This is a genomic window from Alistipes sp. CAG:29 (assembly GCF_000435435.1).
In the GTDB taxonomy this organism is placed as follows: Bacteria; Bacteroidota; Bacteroidia; order Bacteroidales; family Rikenellaceae; genus Alistipes; species Alistipes onderdonkii.
In genome coordinates this window covers 12,791-30,830 of the sequence record NZ_FR893449.1, presented here as the reverse complement: position 1 = coordinate 30,830, position 18,040 = coordinate 12,791, and the positions used below count along the sequence as shown (strand labels likewise).

Annotated in this window: 13 protein-coding genes; 3 read left to right on the top strand and 10 right to left on the bottom strand. The window is 61.0% G+C overall.

Annotated features, from left to right (window positions below; translation table 11 throughout):
- The first annotated feature begins 69 nt into the window (after positions 1–69).
- The 3 genes from asnS (at position 70) to QVP03_RS04980 (ending at position 3,798) form a co-directional block, all read left to right on the top strand.
- A complete protein-coding gene (asnS, locus tag QVP03_RS04990) occupies positions 70–1,458 on the top strand; it encodes an asparagine--tRNA ligase (protein ID WP_022332467.1) in 1,389 nt (462 codons plus the stop codon).
- A gap of 183 nt (positions 1,459–1,641) precedes the next feature.
- Positions 1,642–3,063, top strand: coding sequence for an RNA polymerase factor sigma-54 (gene rpoN / locus QVP03_RS04985; protein ID WP_018695123.1), 1,422 nt, complete (start codon positions 1,642–1,644; stop codon positions 3,061–3,063).
- A gap of 126 nt (positions 3,064–3,189) precedes the next feature.
- Entirely contained in the window at positions 3,190–3,798 is a 609-nt protein-coding gene (locus tag QVP03_RS04980) for a hypothetical protein (RefSeq protein ID WP_022332466.1), read from the top strand.
- A gap of 176 nt (positions 3,799–3,974) precedes the next feature.
- Here the strand turns inward: QVP03_RS04980 and gdhA are convergent, their stop codons facing one another.
- The 10 genes from gdhA to QVP03_RS04930 all read right to left on the bottom strand — a co-directional run bounded on the left by gdhA (position 3,975) and on the right by QVP03_RS04930 (position 18,034).
- Positions 3,975–5,330, bottom strand: coding sequence for an NADP-specific glutamate dehydrogenase (gene gdhA / locus QVP03_RS04975; RefSeq protein ID WP_022332465.1), 1,356 nt, complete (start codon positions 5,328–5,330; stop codon positions 3,975–3,977).
- Positions 5,331–5,570: 240 nt separating this feature from the next.
- Positions 5,571–6,206 carry a DUF4923 family protein gene (locus QVP03_RS04970; protein WP_022332464.1) on the bottom strand — a complete coding sequence of 212 codons (636 nt, stop codon included), beginning with the start codon at positions 6,204–6,206 and terminating at the stop codon, positions 5,571–5,573.
- A gap of 23 nt (positions 6,207–6,229) precedes the next feature.
- On the bottom strand, positions 6,230–8,155 hold the full coding sequence (locus tag QVP03_RS04965; RefSeq protein WP_022332463.1) for an NAD(+) synthase: 1,926 nt from the start codon (positions 8,153–8,155) through the stop codon (positions 6,230–6,232).
- A 12-nt stretch (positions 8,156–8,167) separates the two neighbouring features.
- Positions 8,168–9,385: a peptidase T gene (pepT, locus tag QVP03_RS04960; protein ID WP_022332462.1), complete on the bottom strand. Its 1,218-nt coding sequence runs from the start codon at positions 9,383–9,385 to the stop codon at positions 8,168–8,170.
- A 19-nt stretch (positions 9,386–9,404) separates the two neighbouring features.
- Positions 9,405–11,411: an OPT family oligopeptide transporter gene (locus tag QVP03_RS04955; RefSeq protein WP_022332461.1), complete on the bottom strand. Its 2,007-nt coding sequence runs from the start codon at positions 11,409–11,411 to the stop codon at positions 9,405–9,407.
- Positions 11,412–11,414: 3 nt separating this feature from the next.
- The gene (locus tag QVP03_RS04950) at positions 11,415–11,819 is read right to left on the bottom strand and encodes a hypothetical protein (RefSeq protein ID WP_022332460.1); all 405 of its coding nucleotides are present in this window, start codon (positions 11,817–11,819) and stop codon (positions 11,415–11,417) included.
- A gap of 4 nt (positions 11,820–11,823) precedes the next feature.
- Complete coding sequence (locus tag QVP03_RS04945) at positions 11,824–12,150, bottom strand: nucleoside triphosphate pyrophosphohydrolase family protein (protein ID WP_022332459.1); 327 nt, start codon at positions 12,148–12,150, stop codon at positions 11,824–11,826.
- 293 nt (positions 12,151–12,443) lie between these two features.
- Positions 12,444–14,639 (bottom strand): glycoside hydrolase family 97 protein, encoded by a 2,196-nt coding sequence (locus tag QVP03_RS04940; protein WP_022332457.1) that lies wholly within the window; start codon positions 14,637–14,639, stop codon positions 12,444–12,446.
- Between the two features lie 12 nt (positions 14,640–14,651).
- On the bottom strand, positions 14,652–16,529 hold the full coding sequence (locus tag QVP03_RS04935; protein WP_022332456.1) for a glycoside hydrolase family 13 protein: 1,878 nt from the start codon (positions 16,527–16,529) through the stop codon (positions 14,652–14,654).
- Positions 16,530–16,726: 197 nt separating this feature from the next.
- Entirely contained in the window at positions 16,727–18,034 is a 1,308-nt protein-coding gene (locus QVP03_RS04930) for an alpha-amylase family glycosyl hydrolase (protein WP_117506445.1), read from the bottom strand.
- Positions 18,035–18,040: the final 6 nt, after the last annotated feature.

Below are 18,040 nucleotides of genomic sequence, written 5' to 3'. Positions count from 1 at the left end.
AATCGCAAATAATGGGTATCTTTGTAAGATGGAAAAAGAGCCGTTAAAGGCATAGATAAAATTGATCATATGAAAACGCAGAGAATCGTAGAAATTCTGAAGTCGGGCGTCGTGGACACCGACATTGTCGTCAAGGGATGGGTGCGCACCAAGCGCGGAAACAAGAACGTGGCGTTCATCGCCCTGAACGACGGATCGTGCGTTGCGAACATACAGGTGGTCGTCGACCTTTCGAAATTCGACGAGGAGCAGCTCAAGCCGATTACCACGGGCGCCTGCATCCGCGTCGACGGACGGCTCGTCGAATCGCTCGGGTCGGGGCAGCGGGTCGAGGTGCAGGCCGCGAAGATCGAGGTGTACGGCACGGCCGACCCCGAAACCTATCCCCTCCAGAAGAAGGGGCACTCGCTGGAGTTCCTGCGCGAAATTGCCTACCTGCGTCCGCGAACCAATACCTTCGGTGCCGTGTTGCGCATCCGCCACGCCATGGCGTATGCCATCCACGAGTATTTCAACAAACAGGGCTTCTATTATTTCCATACGCCGCTCATCACGGCTTCGGACTGCGAGGGCGCAGGCGCCATGTTCCAGGTGACGACCCTCGACCTGAACGATGTCCCCAAGACCGATGAGGGCAAGGTCGACTATGCGCAGGACTTCTTCGGCAAGTCGTGCAACCTGACCGTCTCGGGCCAGCTCGAAGGCGAACTGGGAGCCCTCTCGCTGGGACGTATCTATACGTTCGGCCCCACGTTCCGCGCCGAGAACTCGAACACCCCGCGCCATGCGTCGGAGTTCTGGATGATCGAGCCCGAGGCTGCCTTCTACGAACTGGAGGACAACATGGAACTGGCCGAGGATTTCCTCAAGTACCTGATCCAATATGCGCTGGACAACTGTGCCGAAGACCTCGAGTTCATGAACAAGATGTGGGACAAGGGGTTGCTGGAACGTCTGAACTTCGTGCTGCACAACGATTTCAAGCGCCTCGATTACACCGAAGGCGTCGAGATCCTGAAGGCTTCGGGCCGCAAGTTCGAATTCCCCTGCGACTGGGGGTGCGACCTGCAGTCCGAGCATGAGCGTTACCTCGTGGAGGAGCATTTCAAGCGTCCGGTTATCCTGATCAACTACCCCAAGGATATCAAGGCCTTCTACATGAAGCAGAACGACGACGGCAAGACGGTACGCGCCATGGACGTATTATTCCCCGGAATCGGCGAAATCATCGGCGGTTCGGAGCGCGAGGCCGATTATGGCAAGCTTCGTGCAAGGGTGCGGGAGCTCGGTATGAACGAACGGGAACTCTGGTGGTATCTCGATACCCGCCGCTGGGGTTCGGCCCCGCACTCGGGCTTCGGCCTGGGCTTCGACCGGTTGCTGCTTTTCGTGACGGGCATGACCAACATCCGTGACGTGCAGCCTTTCCCGCGCACGCCGAAGAACGCCGAATTTTAACCGCCCGGGAAGGCTGTTTCGTACCGGCGCATAACCCGGATATTTACCTGTCCGGGCCGTGCGGCGCAAGCCTCGGAATCGCGCTTCCCCATACGATTTTCCGGTTGCGGCCGTTTGTGTTGTATATTAACCCCGAAGAAGAAACCAAATTCAGAATCCTTTAATTCTTAATTTGGAAAAAGTATGGCTATTAATCAGAAACAGGTACTGTCGCTTCAGCAGAAGCTCTCGCCCCAGCAGATTCAGATGATCAAGTTGCTGGAGCTGCCCACCGTGCAGCTCGAACAGCGTATCAAACAGGAGATCGAAGACAATATCGTGCTGGAGGAAGAGGATCGTGCTGCCGAGGACGAGGAACAGCCCCAGCAGATTTCGGTCGACGAATATTTGCGTGAAGACGACACCCCTTCCTATAAAAGCCGTATCAATAACTACTCGAAGGACGACAAGCAGCGCCCGGTATTCCTGACCGAGGGCCGTTCGTTGCAGGAGTACCTGATCGAACAACTGGGGTTCCGCAACCTTTCCGAGCGCGAGATGAAACTGGCCGTATACCTGGTCGGGAGCATCGACGAGGACGGTTACCTGCGCCGCGACCTGGAGTCCGTGGCCGACGACATCGCCTTCACGGTCGGGATCGAGACCTCGGCCGAGGAGCTGGAGAAACTGCTCGGCATCATCCATGAACTGGAACCCGCCGGCATCGGCGCCCGCAATCTCCAGGAGTGCCTGTTGCTGCAAATGGCGCAGATACCCGTCAATTCGCGGCCCCGCCGGCTGGCGCGCAAGATACTGACTGCCTATTTCGACGAGTTCGTCAAGAAGCATTACGAAAAACTGATGTCGCGCCTGCAGGTTTCCGAGGACGATTTCCGCGAGGCCATCGCCGAGATCAGGCACCTGTCGCCCAAGCCCGGCAACCTCTATGCCGAGGGCGGAACCGACACGACGCCCTACATCATCCCCGACTTCATCCTCGACTATCAGGACGGGCATTTCCAGCTGTCGCTCAATTCGTATAATGTCCCCGAGGTGCGCGTCAACCGCCGCTATATGGACATGATCCGCGAAATGGTAGGTGCCGACGGCCTTGTCCGCGAGAAGGACAAGGAGGCGATCCAGTTCGTGAAGAACAAGATCGACTCGGCCAAGTGGTTCATTTCGGCCATCAAGCAGCGCCACGATACGCTTATGCGTACGATGCAGACCATTCTGGACTACCAGCAGGAATATTTCAAGGACGGCGACAAGTCGAAACTGCGGCCGATGATCCTCAAGGACATCGCCGACCGCACGGGGCTGGATGTGTCGACCATCTCGCGCGTGGTGAACAGCAAGTACGTGCAGACGCAGTTCGGCATCATCCTGCTGAAGTCGCTCTTCTCGGAGGCGATGCAGACCGACAGCGGCGAGGAAGTGTCGAGTTACGAGATCAAGAATATCCTGCAGGAGTGTATCGACGACGAGGATAAGCGCCATCCGCTGACGGACGAGACGCTGATGGACATCCTCAACGGCAAGGGTTACCGCATCGCCCGGCGCACGGTGGCCAAATACCGCGAGATGCTGGGCATTCCCGTCGCCCGGCTCCGCAAACAGATATAGCGAAATTTCGACCCGGCGGCTTCGCGTACGCCCTTTTACCGGGCGGCCGTACTGCCGGAAATATGCCTTCCCGCCGGATGGACAATTGCCGGACAGCTGCGGGGCGGGAGGCCGTGATAAATTTGAATGATGTATAAGAAACTTTCGAACGGAATATCGTGGGTGCTGCACCCGTTCCTGCTGCCCCTCTACCTGATCGTCGTGTTGCTGACGCTCACCGTTTTCGCGCATTATCCCGCCAATGTGAAGTTCTACCTGCTGTGGGTCGTCGTGCTCTATGCGATGATCATCCCCCTGCTGGCGTTGGGCGTGCTGCGCTCGCTGGGCCGTATTTCCGACTTTAAGGTGGACAACCGGCGCGAGCGGCTGCTGCCGCTGCTGGTCGGGGCGGTCTGCTACGTGCTTTGCGCCATCACCATCGCCAAGATCCCGTCGGCGATCTTCCTGCGCAAGTTCATGATCGCCGCGGCGTGCTGCGAAGTGCTCTGCCTCGTCGTGTCGTTCTACTGGAAGATCAGCCTGCACCTTACGGCCATGGGCGCTGCCGTGGCACTGCTGGTGGTGATGAACGTTGCGGGCGTAGGCAACATGATGGTGCCGCTGATGGTGGCCATCCTCTGTGCGGGCGCGCTGGCTTCTGCACGCCTTTACCTCGGCTGCCATAACGGACAACAGGTGCTTGCGGGTTTCTGTGGCGGCTTTGCCGTCGCGACGCTGGCTGTGCTGTTCCTGTAATCCGTTTTCGGGCCGGATATGCTTCCGGTGCGGGTCTCCGCACGAATCCCTCCTCCGCACCCCCCCCCTCGGCACGATACTCTTCGCACACGGATAATTCGCGCACGGACAATAAAAAATCCCGGGCTTCTGTTACGGAAGCCCGGGATTTCCCATACTTAATACTTGGCTGCCGGTTATACGCAACCCTGCGCCAGCATGGCGTTGGCGACCTTCATGAAGCCTCCGATGTTGGCTCCGACTACGTAGTTGATGTAGCCGTCGGGCTGGGTGCCGTACTGCACGCATACCGAGTGGATGTTCACCATGATCGAGCGGAGTTTTGCGTCGACCTCTTCGGGCGACCAGGTGATACGCATCGAGTTCTGCGTCATTTCGAGCCCCGAGGTCGCAACGCCACCGGCATTGGCAGCCTTGCCCGGGGCGAAGAGCAGCTTGTGCTGCTGGAAGATGCGGATGGCATCGGGGGTCGAGGGCATGTTCGCCCCTTCGGCTACGCAGATGCAGCCGTTGTCCACGAGCGCCTGAGCCTGGTCTCCGTTCAGCTCGTTCTGCGTGGCGCACGGCATGGCGATGTCGCACTTCACGCCCCACGGGCGCTCGCCGGGGTAGTACTTGGCCGACGGATAGCGGTCGGCGTACTCCTTGATACGTCCGCGGAAGATATTTTTCAATTCCATTACATATTCCAGTTTTGCCTCGTCGATGCCTTCGGGGTCGTGGATGTAACCCGACGAATCGGAGAGCGTCACGACCTTCGCACCGAGTTGCGTCGCCTTCTGGCAGGCATACTGTGCCACGTTGCCCGATCCCGAGATGCAGACGGTCTTGCCTTTGAACGACTCCTTGCGCGTGGCGAGCATCTCCTGTGCGAAGTAGCAGGTGCCGTAGCCCGTCGCTTCGGGGCGCAGCGGGCTGCCGCCCCAGTCGCGTCCCTTGCCGGTGAGCGTTCCCGTGAATTCGTCGCGCAGGCGCTTGTACTGTCCGAACATGAAGCCGATTTCACGGCCGCCGACGCCGATGTCGCCTGCCGGGACGTCGGTGTCCTGTCCGATGTGGCGCTGCAATTCGGTCATGAACGACTGGCAGAATTTCATCACCTCGTTGTCCGAGCGCCCCTTGGGGTTGAAATCCGAACCGCCCTTGCCGCCGCCCATCGGCAGCGTCGTGAGGCTGTTCTTGAAGGTCTGTTCGAAGGCGAGGAACTTCAGGATCGACAGGTTGACCGAAGGGTGGAAGCGGATGCCGCCCTTGTAGGGGCCGATGGCGCTGTTCATCTGCACGCGGTAGCCGCGGTTGATCTCGATCTCGCCTTTGTCGTTGAGCCAGGGCACACGGAAAATGATGACGCGCTCGGGTTCCGCGATGCGTTCCAGAACTTTCATTTTCTGCAATACGGGGCTCGCCACGATGTGAGGAGCCAGCGATTCGGCGACCTCGCGGACGGCCTGGTGGAATTCCGGCTCATTGGGATTGCGGAGGATTAGTTGCGCCATGAAATCTTCGACGTACTGATGTGCTTGCTCGTTCATAGTCAATCTGTGTTTAAGGGTTTGTGGAATCTGTTCGGTGGTAAAAATAATGTATCTGTTCGAGTTTTGCAAGTTCTTTAAGAAATTGCTAAAATATTTTACTTATGCCGTTTGCGACTTCTGCACCCCATCTGCTTACTGTCCGGGGAAGTGCGGGGAGCGATCGGTAAATATCCGTAATAAAAAATGACAGATCCGCCGTGAATCTGTCATTTTGAAAAAATTATGAATTTTTTTCAACTATTTCGCATTTTCTCCCGTTTCCTTGCTGAATTCGAATCCGATGTATACGTTCTTGTACTGTTCGAGCAGGGCGACGATGGTCTCCATCGACGAGATTTTGCTGCCGTATGATTTGATGATCTCGATGAGCTTGCTGACCGGGAAGACCAGTACCATCTTCGTCCCGCTGAGGTAGACGTGCCCCGGAACCTCGCCCAGGTCGAGCTTTTCCTTGCCGAGCTTCTCCTTGGCGAATTTCATCGCGGCCACATGGGTCGAAGGGTCGAACGTATAGGTGCCCGACAATTTGTAATTGCCCATTTGGGTACTGAATGCGCCGTCTTTGCCGAACGTGACCGAACCTGCGCCGGGCTTGATGCCCACCGTTTGGTAGACCTTGTCGAGCTGGCTTTTGACGGTACCTTCGAGCGCCGATCCCCCGAGCTGGCTCAGCAGGTCGTTGCCTTCGAATTTCACGCCCGGAGCGGAGTAGTTCCATGTCCCGACCAGCGCATATTGGGTCAGTTTGCCGCCTGTCGCCTTGTCTGCGGCCTCCGTCGCGGCCTTTTTCAGTGCTTCCTGCCAGTCCTGTGCCGATGCGGCGCCGCCTGCGAGCAGCAGTGCCGCGGCGATGGACAAAAGGGTTTTCTTCATTTTTATTTATTCGTATTTACGGGTTACAGTGTTTCGAGCTCCTTGAGCCATACGGCTGCCGAGGCGTCCGAAGGCATACGCCAGTCGCCCCGGGGCGACAGGGCCACCGAACCGACCTTCGGGCCGTCGGGCATTGCCGAGCGCTTGAACTGCTGCGAGAAGAAGCGGCGGAAGAATACCTCCAGCCATTTCCGGATCGTAGCGTGGTCGTAGCTGCCGCGGAATGCCTGTTCGGCCAGGAACAGGATCTTTGCCGGGCGGTAACCTCCGCGGATGAAGTTGTAGAGGAAGAAATCGTGCAGTTCGTAAGGGCCTACCAGGTCTTCGGTCTTCTGGCTGATCCTGCCGTCCTTGTCCGCCGGCAGCAATTCCGGGCTGACCGGCGTGTCGATGATGTCGAGCAGCGTGGCGCGGGCCCCCGCATCCGATTCGGTGTCGGCCACCCATTTTACCAGATGGCGCACCAGCGTCTTGGGCACCGAGGCGTTCACGCCGTACATCGACATCTGGTCGCCGTTGTAAGTCGCCCATCCCAGGGCCAGTTCGCTCAGGTCGCCCGTGCCGACTACCAGCCCGCCCTCCATGTTGGCGACGTCCATCAGTATCTGCGTGCGTTCGCGTGCCTGGCTGTTCTCGTAGGCCGCCGAGCGGTCTTCGGGGTCGAGCCCGATGTCCCTGAAGTGTTGCAGGCAGGCGTCGCGGATCGGGATTTCGCGCACGGTGACGCCCAGGCTGCGCATCAGTTCCAGCGCATTGTTGTAAGTGCGATCCGTGGTGCCGAACCCGGGCATCGTGATGCCGATGATTCCCGTGCGGTCGAGTTGCAGCTTGTCGAACGTGCGTACCGCCACGAGCAGCGCCAGCGTCGAGTCGAGCCCGCCCGAGATGCCGACCACGGCCTTCTCGCAGCGCGTGTGTACCAGCCGCTTGGCCAGCCCGTGCGACTGTATCTGGAAGATCTCCTCGCAGCGCTGGCTGCGGTGCGCTTCGTCCTGCGGCACGAACGGCATCGGGTCGATTTCGCGGTCGAGCGCCGCCGCGCGCAGCCCTTCGGGGATTTCCATTTCGATCACGGTGTTCTCCGCCGCGCCTTCATTCACGCGGAACGAGGTGTTCCTGAGGCGTTCGAATTCCAGCCGCTCGATGTCGAGGTCGGCCACCACCAACTGCTCTTCGAGCACGAAACGCTTCGCTTCGCGCAGGATCTTTCCGTTTTCGGCGATGATGCCGTTCCCGGCGAATACCAGGTCAGTCGATGATTCGCCGAAGCCGGCCGAGCAGTAGACATAACCCCCTATCGTGCGTGCCGACTGTTGCGCTACGAGCTGCCGCAGGTAGGCGTGCTTGCCGACGGCCTCGGGCGATGCCGAGAGGTTGAAGATCACCTTCGCGCCGCTGAGTGCCATGTGCGACGAGGGCGGCACTGCCGTCCAGAGGTCTTCGCACAGCTCCACGCCGAACTCCGTGCCGTTGACCTCGAACGTGAGGCCTGCGCCGAAATCCGCAGCCTGCCCCGCGACGGGGATCGTCTCTTCGGAGATGCCTGCGCCCGATGCGAACCAGCGGTTCTCGTAGAATTCCGTATAGTCGGGGATATAGGTTTTGGGGACGACGCCCAGTATGCGCCCCTGCGTGAAGACCACGGCGCAGTTGTAGAGCGTCTGAGCGTGGCGCAGCGGTGCCCCCGCGATCATCGTCAGCGGCAGCTTGCGCGTGTCGCGTACCAGTCTTGCTAACGCCTCGTCGGCCGCGTCGAGCAGTGCGGGTTGCAGCAGCAGGTCGCCGCAGGTGTAGGCCGTCAGGGCCAACTCGGGGAACGCGACGATCTCCACGCCCCGCTGTGCCGCTTCGTCGGCCATAGCGGCCATGCGCTCCGCATTGAAATCGCAGTCGCCGACCCGTACGTGCGGCACGGCTGCCGCCACTTTCAGAAAACCGAAGCTATCCATATATACGTTATGTTATTCCGCCCACAACTGCGCCAGGTTCAGGATCACCTGCACTGCCTTGTGCATAGTGGTGAGCGAGCAATATTCGAATTTGCCGTGGAAGTTCATGCCCCCCGTGAAGAGGTTGGGGCAGGGCAGCCCCATGAACGACAGGCGTGCGCCGTCCGTACCGCCGCGTATGGGGCGTACGATCGGGTTCACGCCGGCCATTTCCATGGCCCTGAGCGCCTTGTCGATCACCTGCGGGTGCGGCTCGACCATCTTGCGCATGTTGAAATACTGGTCTTTGAGCGTCAGGGTCAGCACCCCGTCGCCGTATTTCTTCTTCAAAAGGTCGACGCAGGCCCACATGAATACCTTTTTCTGCTCGAATTTCTCCGCATCGTGGTCGCGGATGATATAGCTGACCGAGGCTTTCTCGACCGTGCCGTTCAGCCCTACGCAGTGGTAGAACCCTTCGTATCCTTCGGTGTACTGCGGACGTTCGGCGGCCGGCAGCAGCCCTTGCAGTTCGCACGCCACGTCGAGCGCATTGACCATCTTGTTCTTGGCGTATCCCGGGTGGACGTTGCGCCCCTGGATGTCGATTTTGGCGCTCGCGGCGTTGAAGTTCTCGTACTCCAGCTCACCCTCCATACCGCCGTCTACCGTGTAGGCGAAGTCGGCGCCGAAGGCCCTGACGTCGAAGAAATCGACCCCGCGGCCCACCTCCTCGTCGGGCGTGAAGCCGATGCGGATTTTGCCGTGTTTCACCTCCGGGTGTGCGAGCAGGTACTCGGCGGCGGTCATGATTTCCGCCACGCCCGCCTTGTCGTCGGCACCCAGCAGCGTCGTGCCGTCGGTATGGATCAGCGTGTGCCCCTTGAAGAACTCCAGCTCGGGGAAATCCGCGACCCGCATCGTCAGCTGGCCGTTCAGTGCGATGTCGCAGCCGTCGTACTCCTCGATGACGCGGGGTTTGACGTCCTTGCCGCTCATGTCGGGCGAGGTGTCCACATGGGCGATGAACCCGATCACCGGGGCATTCTCGCAACCCGGCGTCGCAGGGACGGTGCCCATCACGTAACCGTACTGATCCATCGAGACCTCGGTCATGCCCAATGCCTCCATTTCGTCGCGCAGGGCGGCCAGCAGTACTTTCTGTTTTTCGGTCGAAGGGAACGTCGTGCTCTCCTCCGACGACTGGGTGTCGTAGGAGACGTATTTCAGGAATCTTTCTTTTAAATCCATGACAATATCTGTTTATGGTTTATTCCTCTTTTTTTGCCCGGAGCGTGTGCCATGCGAAATAGCCGATCAGTACGAGGTACATCGCCAGCCCCGTCCACTCGGCGGCGTTCGAGTCCGCCCAGCCGCTCAGGAACCAGTCCACCTCGGCGAACTTGAGCAGGGCGCTCACCACGCCCATCAGCGCGCCGCCGGCGATGAAGCCCGAGGCGATGAGCGTTCCGCGGTCGAAACGCGCCTTGTTGAGCCCCTCGTCCTTCGAACGGTTCGATACGAACCATGCCACCAGGCCGCCCACGACCAGCGGTGCGTTCAGCTCCATCGGGATGAACATGCCCAGCGCGAATGCGAGGGCCGGAACACCGATCGAGGTCAGCACCAGCGCCAGTGCCGCGCCGCAGAAGTAGAGCATCCACGGGGTCTGCCCGCCCGTCATCAGGGGCTGAATTACCGCTGCCATGGCGTTGGCCTGCGGGGCTACGAGGGCGCCTTCGCCCACGAACCCGTACGATTTGTTGAGGATGATCATCACGCCCGCCACGGTCGCCGCAGCAACGAACGTGCCGAGGAATTTCCAGGCCTCCTGCTTGCGGGGCGTCGTGCCGAGCCAGTAACCGATCTTCAGGTCGGTGATGAACCCTCCGGCCATCGAGAGCGCCGTGCAGACCACGCCGCCGATGATCAGCGCCGCCGTCATGCCCGTCGTGCCGTTCAGCCCGACGCTCACCAATACCAGCGACGAGAGGATCAGCGTCATCAGCGTCATGCCCGACACGGGGTTCGTGCCGACAATGGCGATGGCGTTGGCCGCCACGGTCGTGAAGAGGAACGCGATGACGAAGACGATCAGGATGGCCGTGACGGATTGTATCCAGCCGTCCAGCAGGCCGAAGTGGAAGAATACGAAGACCGAGATGAGCGTGGCGATCAGGATCGTGAGGATCCGCTTCATCGTCAGGTCGCGCTGCGTGCGTTCTACCGCAGCCGGGGCGGTTTTGTTGCCCCCCCCCAGTTCCGATACGGCCAGCCCTACGGCCTGGCGGATGATCTTCGACTGCTTGACGATGCCGATGATGCCCGCCATGGCGATGCCTCCGATGCCGAGCGGTTTGCCGATGAAGGCGAAGAGGTTTTCTGCCGTGAAGATGCTGGCGGGGTCGGCGAGGATGTCGGCGCGCGTCACGCCCAGCAGCGAGGCCATGGCCGCCGGGTCGATCGTGTCGGCCAGCGACCCGACGAGCGGTACGACGAGGAACCACACCAGGCACGAACCCGCCGTGATGATCATGGCGTATTTCAATCCGATGATGTAGCCCAGGCCCAATACGGCGGCCGACGTGTTGAGCGAGAATACCACCTTGAACTTGTCGGCTGCCACCTGTCCCCACGCACAGATGCGCGTCGATACCGACTCCGTCCACATGCCGAACGTGCCTACCGCGAAGTCGTAGAGGCCGCCTATGAGACCTGCCACGGCCAGCAGTTTGGCCTGGTTGCCGCCCTTCTCGCCCGAGATCAGCACCTCGGTCGTGGCCGTAGCCTCGGGGAAGGGGTATTTCCCGTGCATCTCCTTGACGAAATATTTGCGGAACGGGATCAGCAGCACGATGCCCAGCAGCCCGCCGAAGAGCGACGAGAGGAACACCTGGTAAAATGCCGCGTCGAGCCCGAGGATGTAGAGCGCCGGGAGGGTGAAGATGGCACCCGCGACGATCACACCCGACGAGGCGCCGATCGACTGGATGATGACGTTCTGTCCCAGCATGTTCCTCTTACCCATCACGTTGCCCATGCCGACGGCGATGATGGCGATCGGGATCGCCGCTTCGAATACCTGCCCGACCTTCAGGCCGAGGAAGGCCGCGGCGGCCGAGAAGACGATGGCCATGACGATACCCATCGTGACCGAGTAGGGCGTCACCTCCCTGGGCGACGATGAGGCGGGCATGATGGGCGTGTACTCTTCGCCCGGTTTGAGTTCCCGGTAGGCGTTCTCGGGCAATGACGTAAGTTGTTTTTCCTGTTCCATTTATTAAGGTTCTTTGATGTACTTGTCCAGGTCTTTGAGAATGTAGTAGCGGTTCAGCGACGCCGGGGCTTTCTTTGCGTCGAGATAACTGTATATCGCGCCGACGGCAGCCGCGAGGCGCAGCCGTTCCGCGTGCTGCTCCGATGCGGCCGCCATGTCGAAGAGCAGTTCGGCGAACTTGTCCAGTTCCTGGTCGCCGAACCCGTATTCGTCCGTAAGCCGGCCGATGAAATCCGCCTCATCCAGCAACGTGTCGATGTCGATGTCCAGTTTCTCGGCCAGCTCCGTCTTGGCCGTCGTCCGTATCTGCTCCGGGGAGGCTGATTGTCTCATCAGCCCGATTTTGGCCATCAGGGCGGCGATCAGCTCCCCGATCCTGTTGATCTCCCGTAAGATATAATCTTCCATGTCCTTAGCGGTTGTCGCCGCTGCCCGAGATGATGTGGCGTTGCATGCGCGAGCGGAGTTTGTCGACGTTCATCTGCGCCACGTCGTCCAGTTCGTACCCCAGGTCGCGGGCGAGCGTCGCGCAGTACCACAATACGTCGCCGATCTCCTTGACGATCTCCAGCCGCTTCTCGTCCGAGAACTCCTCGTGGGCGTCGCGGATGACCTTTTTGACCTTGTCGGCCACTTCGCCCGCCTCGCCCGTAAGCCCGAGCGTGGGGTAGATGATGCGACGATTTTCGGGATAGATTGCCGTTTCGAGTGCGTGCTGCTGGTATTCGTTGAGTGTCATGGTTTTGATTTTGAGCGTGAATATTGGGTGGTACCGAGGGCAAAAATAGCAAAATAATTTAAAAATACGCATAAAAAAGCCCCTGTTCCTATGGAACAAGGGGCAAAGGATTTTTTGAGGGGGCTGTGCGGGCATTCCGTTGCCGCTGCCGGACATTGCCGAGTGTCGCGTGCCTACTGGCAGTGGAGGCCGGGCGGTCTGCTGCCGTCCGCGGCCGTGCCGGGGGACGGGTTCTGCACCGGCGCCGGCTGTGCGGGCTCCCGGCATGATCGCCGTGCGAACGGCAAATTCCGTTATTTCAGCCTGCGGAGTTTGCGGTCTGCGTCGGTTGCCTCGCGTATGGAGATTGCAAAGCCTCCGCCGCGCGCCATCTCCACGTCGAGTTCCGTGCGTTGTCCGACCTTCCCGGTGCGGATGACATACGCCTGCGGATTGGTCTGGTAATCGGCATCGGGGGCATCGGCGTAGAGCGTCGCCACATACTCCTTGCCGGGGGCGAGGTAGTCGAACGGGAGCGTCACCGTACGGCGGTTCTCGTCCGTCACGCCGCCCACGAACCACTCGCCCGTGCCTTTGGCCTTGCGCGCCACGACGATGTAGTCGCCCGGCTCGGCCAGCAGGTAGCGGCTCTCGTCCCAATCGATGGCCACGTCCTTGATGAATTGGAACGCGTCCATGTATTTTTCATAGTGTTCGGGCAGGTCTGCCGCCATCTGCAGCGGCGAGTACATCGTCACGTACAACGCCAGCTGGTTGGCGAGCGTCGCGTTGACGTGCGAGTGGTTGCCGGGGTTGACCTCCGCGACGTCCATCACGAAGATGCCGGGTGTGTAGTCCATCGGGCCGCCCTGCAGGCGCGTGAAGGGCAGGATCGTCACATGGTGGGGCTTCGAGCCGCCGAACGCCTGGTACTCCGTGCCGCGTGCCGACTCGTTGCCGATCAGGTTGGGGTAGGTGCGGCAGAGGCCCGTTGGGCGCACCGCCTCGTGGGCGTTGACCATGATCTTGTGGTCGGCGGCCCGGCGGACGGCATAGAGGTAGTGGTTGTTCATCCACTGCCCGTAATGGTGCTCGCCGCGGGGCAGGATGTCGCCCACGTACCCGCTCTTGACCGAGTTGTACCCGTATTTGTTCATCAGGCGGTAGGCCGCTTCCAGGTGGCGTTCGTAGTTGCGCACCGAAGCCGACGTTTCATGGTGCATCATCAGCCGGATGCCTTTCCCGTGCGCATATTCGTTCAGTGCGGCGATGTCGAAATCGGGGTAGGGGGTCACGAAATCGAAGACGTAATCCTTCGTGTGCCCGAACCAGTCCTCCCAGCCGACGTTCCAGCCTTCGACGAGCAGCTGGTCGAACCCGTGTGCCGCCGCGAAGTCGATGTACCGCTTCACGTTCTCGTTGTTGGCGCCGTGGCGGCCGCTGGGCCTGCATCGGGCGTAATCCGTCACGCCGAGCTGTACCGACGGCACGTCGCGCGTATAGGCCCAGTCGCTCTTGCCGGTGATCATTTCCCACCATACGCCCATGTATTTCACGGGCTTGATCCACGAGGTGTCGTCATAGGCGCACGGCTCGTTGAGGTTCAGGATCAAATGCGAGGCGAGGATGTCGCGGGCGTCGTCCGAGACCGTCACCGTGCGCCACGGGGTATGGCAGGGCGCCTGCATGTAGCCTTTCCACCCCTGTGCGTCGGGCGTAAGGTGCGAGGTGAAGATGAAATTCCGGTCGTCCAGGTCGAGGTGCATGCACGCATAGTCGACCAGCGCCGCTTCGTGGATGTTGATGTAGAGCCCGTCGTCGCTCTTCATCTGCAGGGCCGTCTGTACGCCCGTGGGCGAGAAGGGCGTCTGCGACGAGTTGGGCGTGATGGCGCCGGGCATCAGCTCCCGTATCTGCGAGAGCTTCGACTCCGTGTAGTCGTACTCCTGCGTGTCGTAGTCGCCCGGGATCCAGAACGCCGTGTGGTCGCCCGTCATGGCGAACTGTGTTTTCTCCTCGCCGATGACGAAATAGGTCAGCGACTCCTGTTCGGGGAATTCGTAGCGGAATCCGAGCCCGTCGTCGTAGAGCCGGAAGCGGATCGTCATGTCGCGGCCTGTCGCGGCCTGCCGCAGCGTGACGGCCATTTCGTTATAGCGGTCGCGGATCTCGGCCTGCTCGCCCCATACGGGACGCCATGTCTGGTCGGACTCGCTGCGGGCCACCTGCCCGAGGGTGAACCCGTCGTAGAGCGATACCGGGCGCCCCGGTTCGCCCTTGCGGATTTCAGCTCCGAATTCCAGCTTCGGGGCTTCGCCGCGCAGTTCGAGCCCCATGCCGCTGGGCAGGATCACGGGGCGCTCCTTGTAATCGAGCGTATAGGTGGGGCGGCCTCCATCCGCCAGGCTGAATTCCAGGCGGAGGCGGCCGTCGGGCGAGAGGAGCGTCTCCTGTGCCGTGCAGGCTGCACCGGCCAGCAGCGCGGAGATATATAAAAATATTTTCTTCATGGTTCGGTCTTGTTATTTACGTTTGAATTCTACGATCAGCGCCTGCCGCGGGCCGACCGTGGTGGCATCGTCCACCTCCGTGGCTTCGCCCGTCAGGACGTTGCGCCCGTCGCTTAGCCCCGAGGCGATCTCGGCATAGTGCGACCACGGCACCTGTTTCTTGCCCCGCGAGTTGTTGATGAAGACGAATACCGCGTCGGTGTCGTCATAACGGAAATAGGCGTAGGTGTTGTCGCGCGAGAGGAAGTGCATCGTGCGGCCGTTGTGGATCACGGGCTTCGACTTGCGCCATTGGAAGAGCCGCTGCGTGTAGTCGAAGAGCCCCGCCTGTACCGCATCGCGCTGCGCGGGGTCGAACAGGTTCACCGCGTCGCCCTCCCAGCCGCCGGGGAAATCCACGCGCAGCCCGCCGTGTCCCTGCGAGAGGTCTTTCGAGGTGAACATCATCTCGTCGCCCGAGAATATCTGCGGGATGCCGCGCATCGTGGCCAGCATCGCCATCGAGAGTTTCAGCCGGTCGGGGTTTCTGCGTACGATGTCGCCGATGCGGTCGGTGTCGTGGTTGGCGACGAAGATCATCATTTTCGACAGGTCATGGTAGACGAAATCGTGCGACAGGCAGTCGTAGACGCGCGTCATGCCCTCGCCCCAGCGGAGCGAGTCGGTGGGCAGCGCCCGGCAGATGGCCTCCTGCAGCGGGAAATCCATGATCGACGGCAGGTGTGAGTCGAAGCCGTCCTTGTTGGGATTGCCGCCCTGCCAGTATGCCAGTTGCGGGATCGACGACGTCCAGCATTCGCCCACGATGTTGAAATCAGGGTATTCCCTGCGTACGGCCGCGCACCACTCGCTCATCGGCACCTTCTCGTTGTAGGGGTAGGTGTCGACGCGGAACCCGTCCAGGCCGGCATACTCGATCCACCACACGGCCCATTGCTTGAAATATTGCAGCACGTAGGGATTGTCGAGGTTCATGTCGGGCATCGACGGCACGAACCAGCCGCTCTCCTGCAGGTCGAGGTCGTAGCGCGAAGCGTTGGGATCCATGTTCGTCGAGAAGCAGACGTTCGTCCCGGTGTATTCGGGGAACTGGTGTATCCAGTCCCTGAAAGGTAGGTCTTTCATCCACCAGTGGCCCGTGCCGCAGTGGTTGGTGACGATGTCCATAATCACCTTCAGCCCGTGCTCGTGGGCTTTGCCGACGAACTCCCGATACAGTTCGTTCGAGCCGAACCGGGGGTCTATGCGGTAGTAGTCGCCGCAGGCGTAGCCGTGGTACGAACCTTCGGGTTCGTCGTCCAGCAGCAGCGGCGTGGGCCATACGGCCGTGGCGCCCAGCCCTGCGATGTAATCCAGGTGGTCGATCATCCCCTGCAGGTCGCCCCCGTGGCGGCCGAAGAAGGCGCTGCGGTCGGCGCGCTCCCGCGTGTGGGGCGTCGAGTCGTTCGACGCATCGCCGTTGGCGAAGCGGTCGGGCATCAGGAGGTAGATCATGTCGGCCGTGGTGAAACTCTTGCGTGCGGCCGAGCCTTCGGCGCGTGCCGCGATCTCATAGGGAACCTTGAACTGCCGTTCCCCCTGCGAGAATACGAGGTAGTAGGTGCCCGGCTCCGCGTCGGGTTTCACCTCCACGTCCACGAATAGGTAATTGGGACTGTCGGCCTTGTGGCGGGCCTTCACCCCGACGCCCTGTCCGCCTTCGATGCGGACGTCGTATGCCGCGATGCCGGCCCCGTTGACGAGCAACTGGAGCGGGGTCTGCATTCCCGTCCACCACGAGAGGGGTTCGACGCGGGTAACCTCGCCCGAGGCGTCTGCCACCGAGGCGGGGTCGAATGCGGACTGTCCTGTCCCTGTGCAGGAGAGCAGTCCGGCTGCTGCGAGTGTCATGAAAAATCGGTTCAAAATATCGTCGTTTGTAAAGTTAGCAAAAAATCGGTTTCCAGCGATTCCCGTTTCGCCCGGGGCATCCTTGTGCTTCTCATGCGCATCCCCGTGCTTCTCGGATGGTTTACTGTCTATTCCCGTCGGGTGCTATCGGGTTCCCGGCGCTGTTTCCGCGCATCCCCGGCGCATGTCCGCAACCCTTATCTCCTGTCTTGTGCGAAGACCAGCCACTGCCATGCGGGAAGCACGGTGCGGGTGCCGCCCGTGTATTCCTTCCCGGTGAAGAACTCGCGGCGCGAGCCCTCGAACGGCAGGTCGAATGCGACCTCCTCCGCGCTGAGGTTCGCAGCGACTGTCACCTCGTTGCCGCCGGCCGTGCGGGAAAACAGCATCAGGCCGTCGGGTGTTCGTTCTCCGAGCGGGTATGCGGCCTGCCCGCCGCGTTCTCCGGCCGCGAGCGCCGGGTTCTCGTGGCGCAGCCGGATCAGTGCGGTGTAGAAATCCGTAAACCCGTTATGTTCCCACGCGGGTACGGGGTCTTTCTCGAAGAACTCGAAGCGGTGGTCGAACCCCATCTCCTGTCCGGTATAGACGAGCGGCTGCCCGTTGGGCAGCGTGAAGGTCAGCAACGCCATCACGCGTGCTGCGTCGCCCATGCGCTCGAATTCCGTCCCGGCCCACGAGTTTTCGTCGTGGTTCGAGGTGAACATCAGGCGGAACGCCTCGCGCGGCATGGCAGCGGAGTCTCTGGCGACGTAGGCACGCAGGTCTGCGGCGCTTTTGCGTCCCTGTGCGATGTCGTTCAGCAGGTGGTGCAGTTCCCACGCATACGAGGCGTCGAACGCCCCGTCGTGCAATGCGGGGGCTTCGCCCTCGGCGAGCAGGTAGATGCCGGGGTACTCCTTCCGCAGTGCGGGCAGCGTCTGCTGCCAGAAGTCGATGGGTACCTCGCACGCCATGTCGCAGCGGAATCCGTCGATGCCGCGGTTGAGCCAGAAACGCATGGCGGCCGCCATTGCGGCACGCATGTCCGTGTTGCCGTAGTCGAGCTTGGCGATGTCCGTCCAGTCGTACTGCACGATGGTGTTGCCCAGCGAGTCGCGCACATACCAGTCGGCCGGATGCTCCTCGATCCAGCGGGCATCGGGCGAGGTGTGGTTGGCCACCCAGTCCAGGATTACGCGCAGCCCGAGTCTGTGGGCGTCGGCTACGAACCGGTCGAAATCCTCCAGCGTGCCGAATTCGGGGTTGACGGCTTCGTAGTCGGAGATGGCGTAGTACGAGCCGAGGGTTCCCTTGCGCTCCTTGACGCCGATGGGGTAGACGGGCATCAGCCAGACGACGTCCACGCCCAGTTCTCTGAGCCGGGGCAGTTCGCGTGCGGCTGCCGTCAGCGTCCCTTCGGGGGTGTACTGGCGCACGTTCATTTCGTAGACGACCGAGTTGTAACTCCAGTCGGGGTGGGCGGCCGGTTGCTGCGGCCGTGTGCCGCAGGCAACCAGTACCATTGCGAG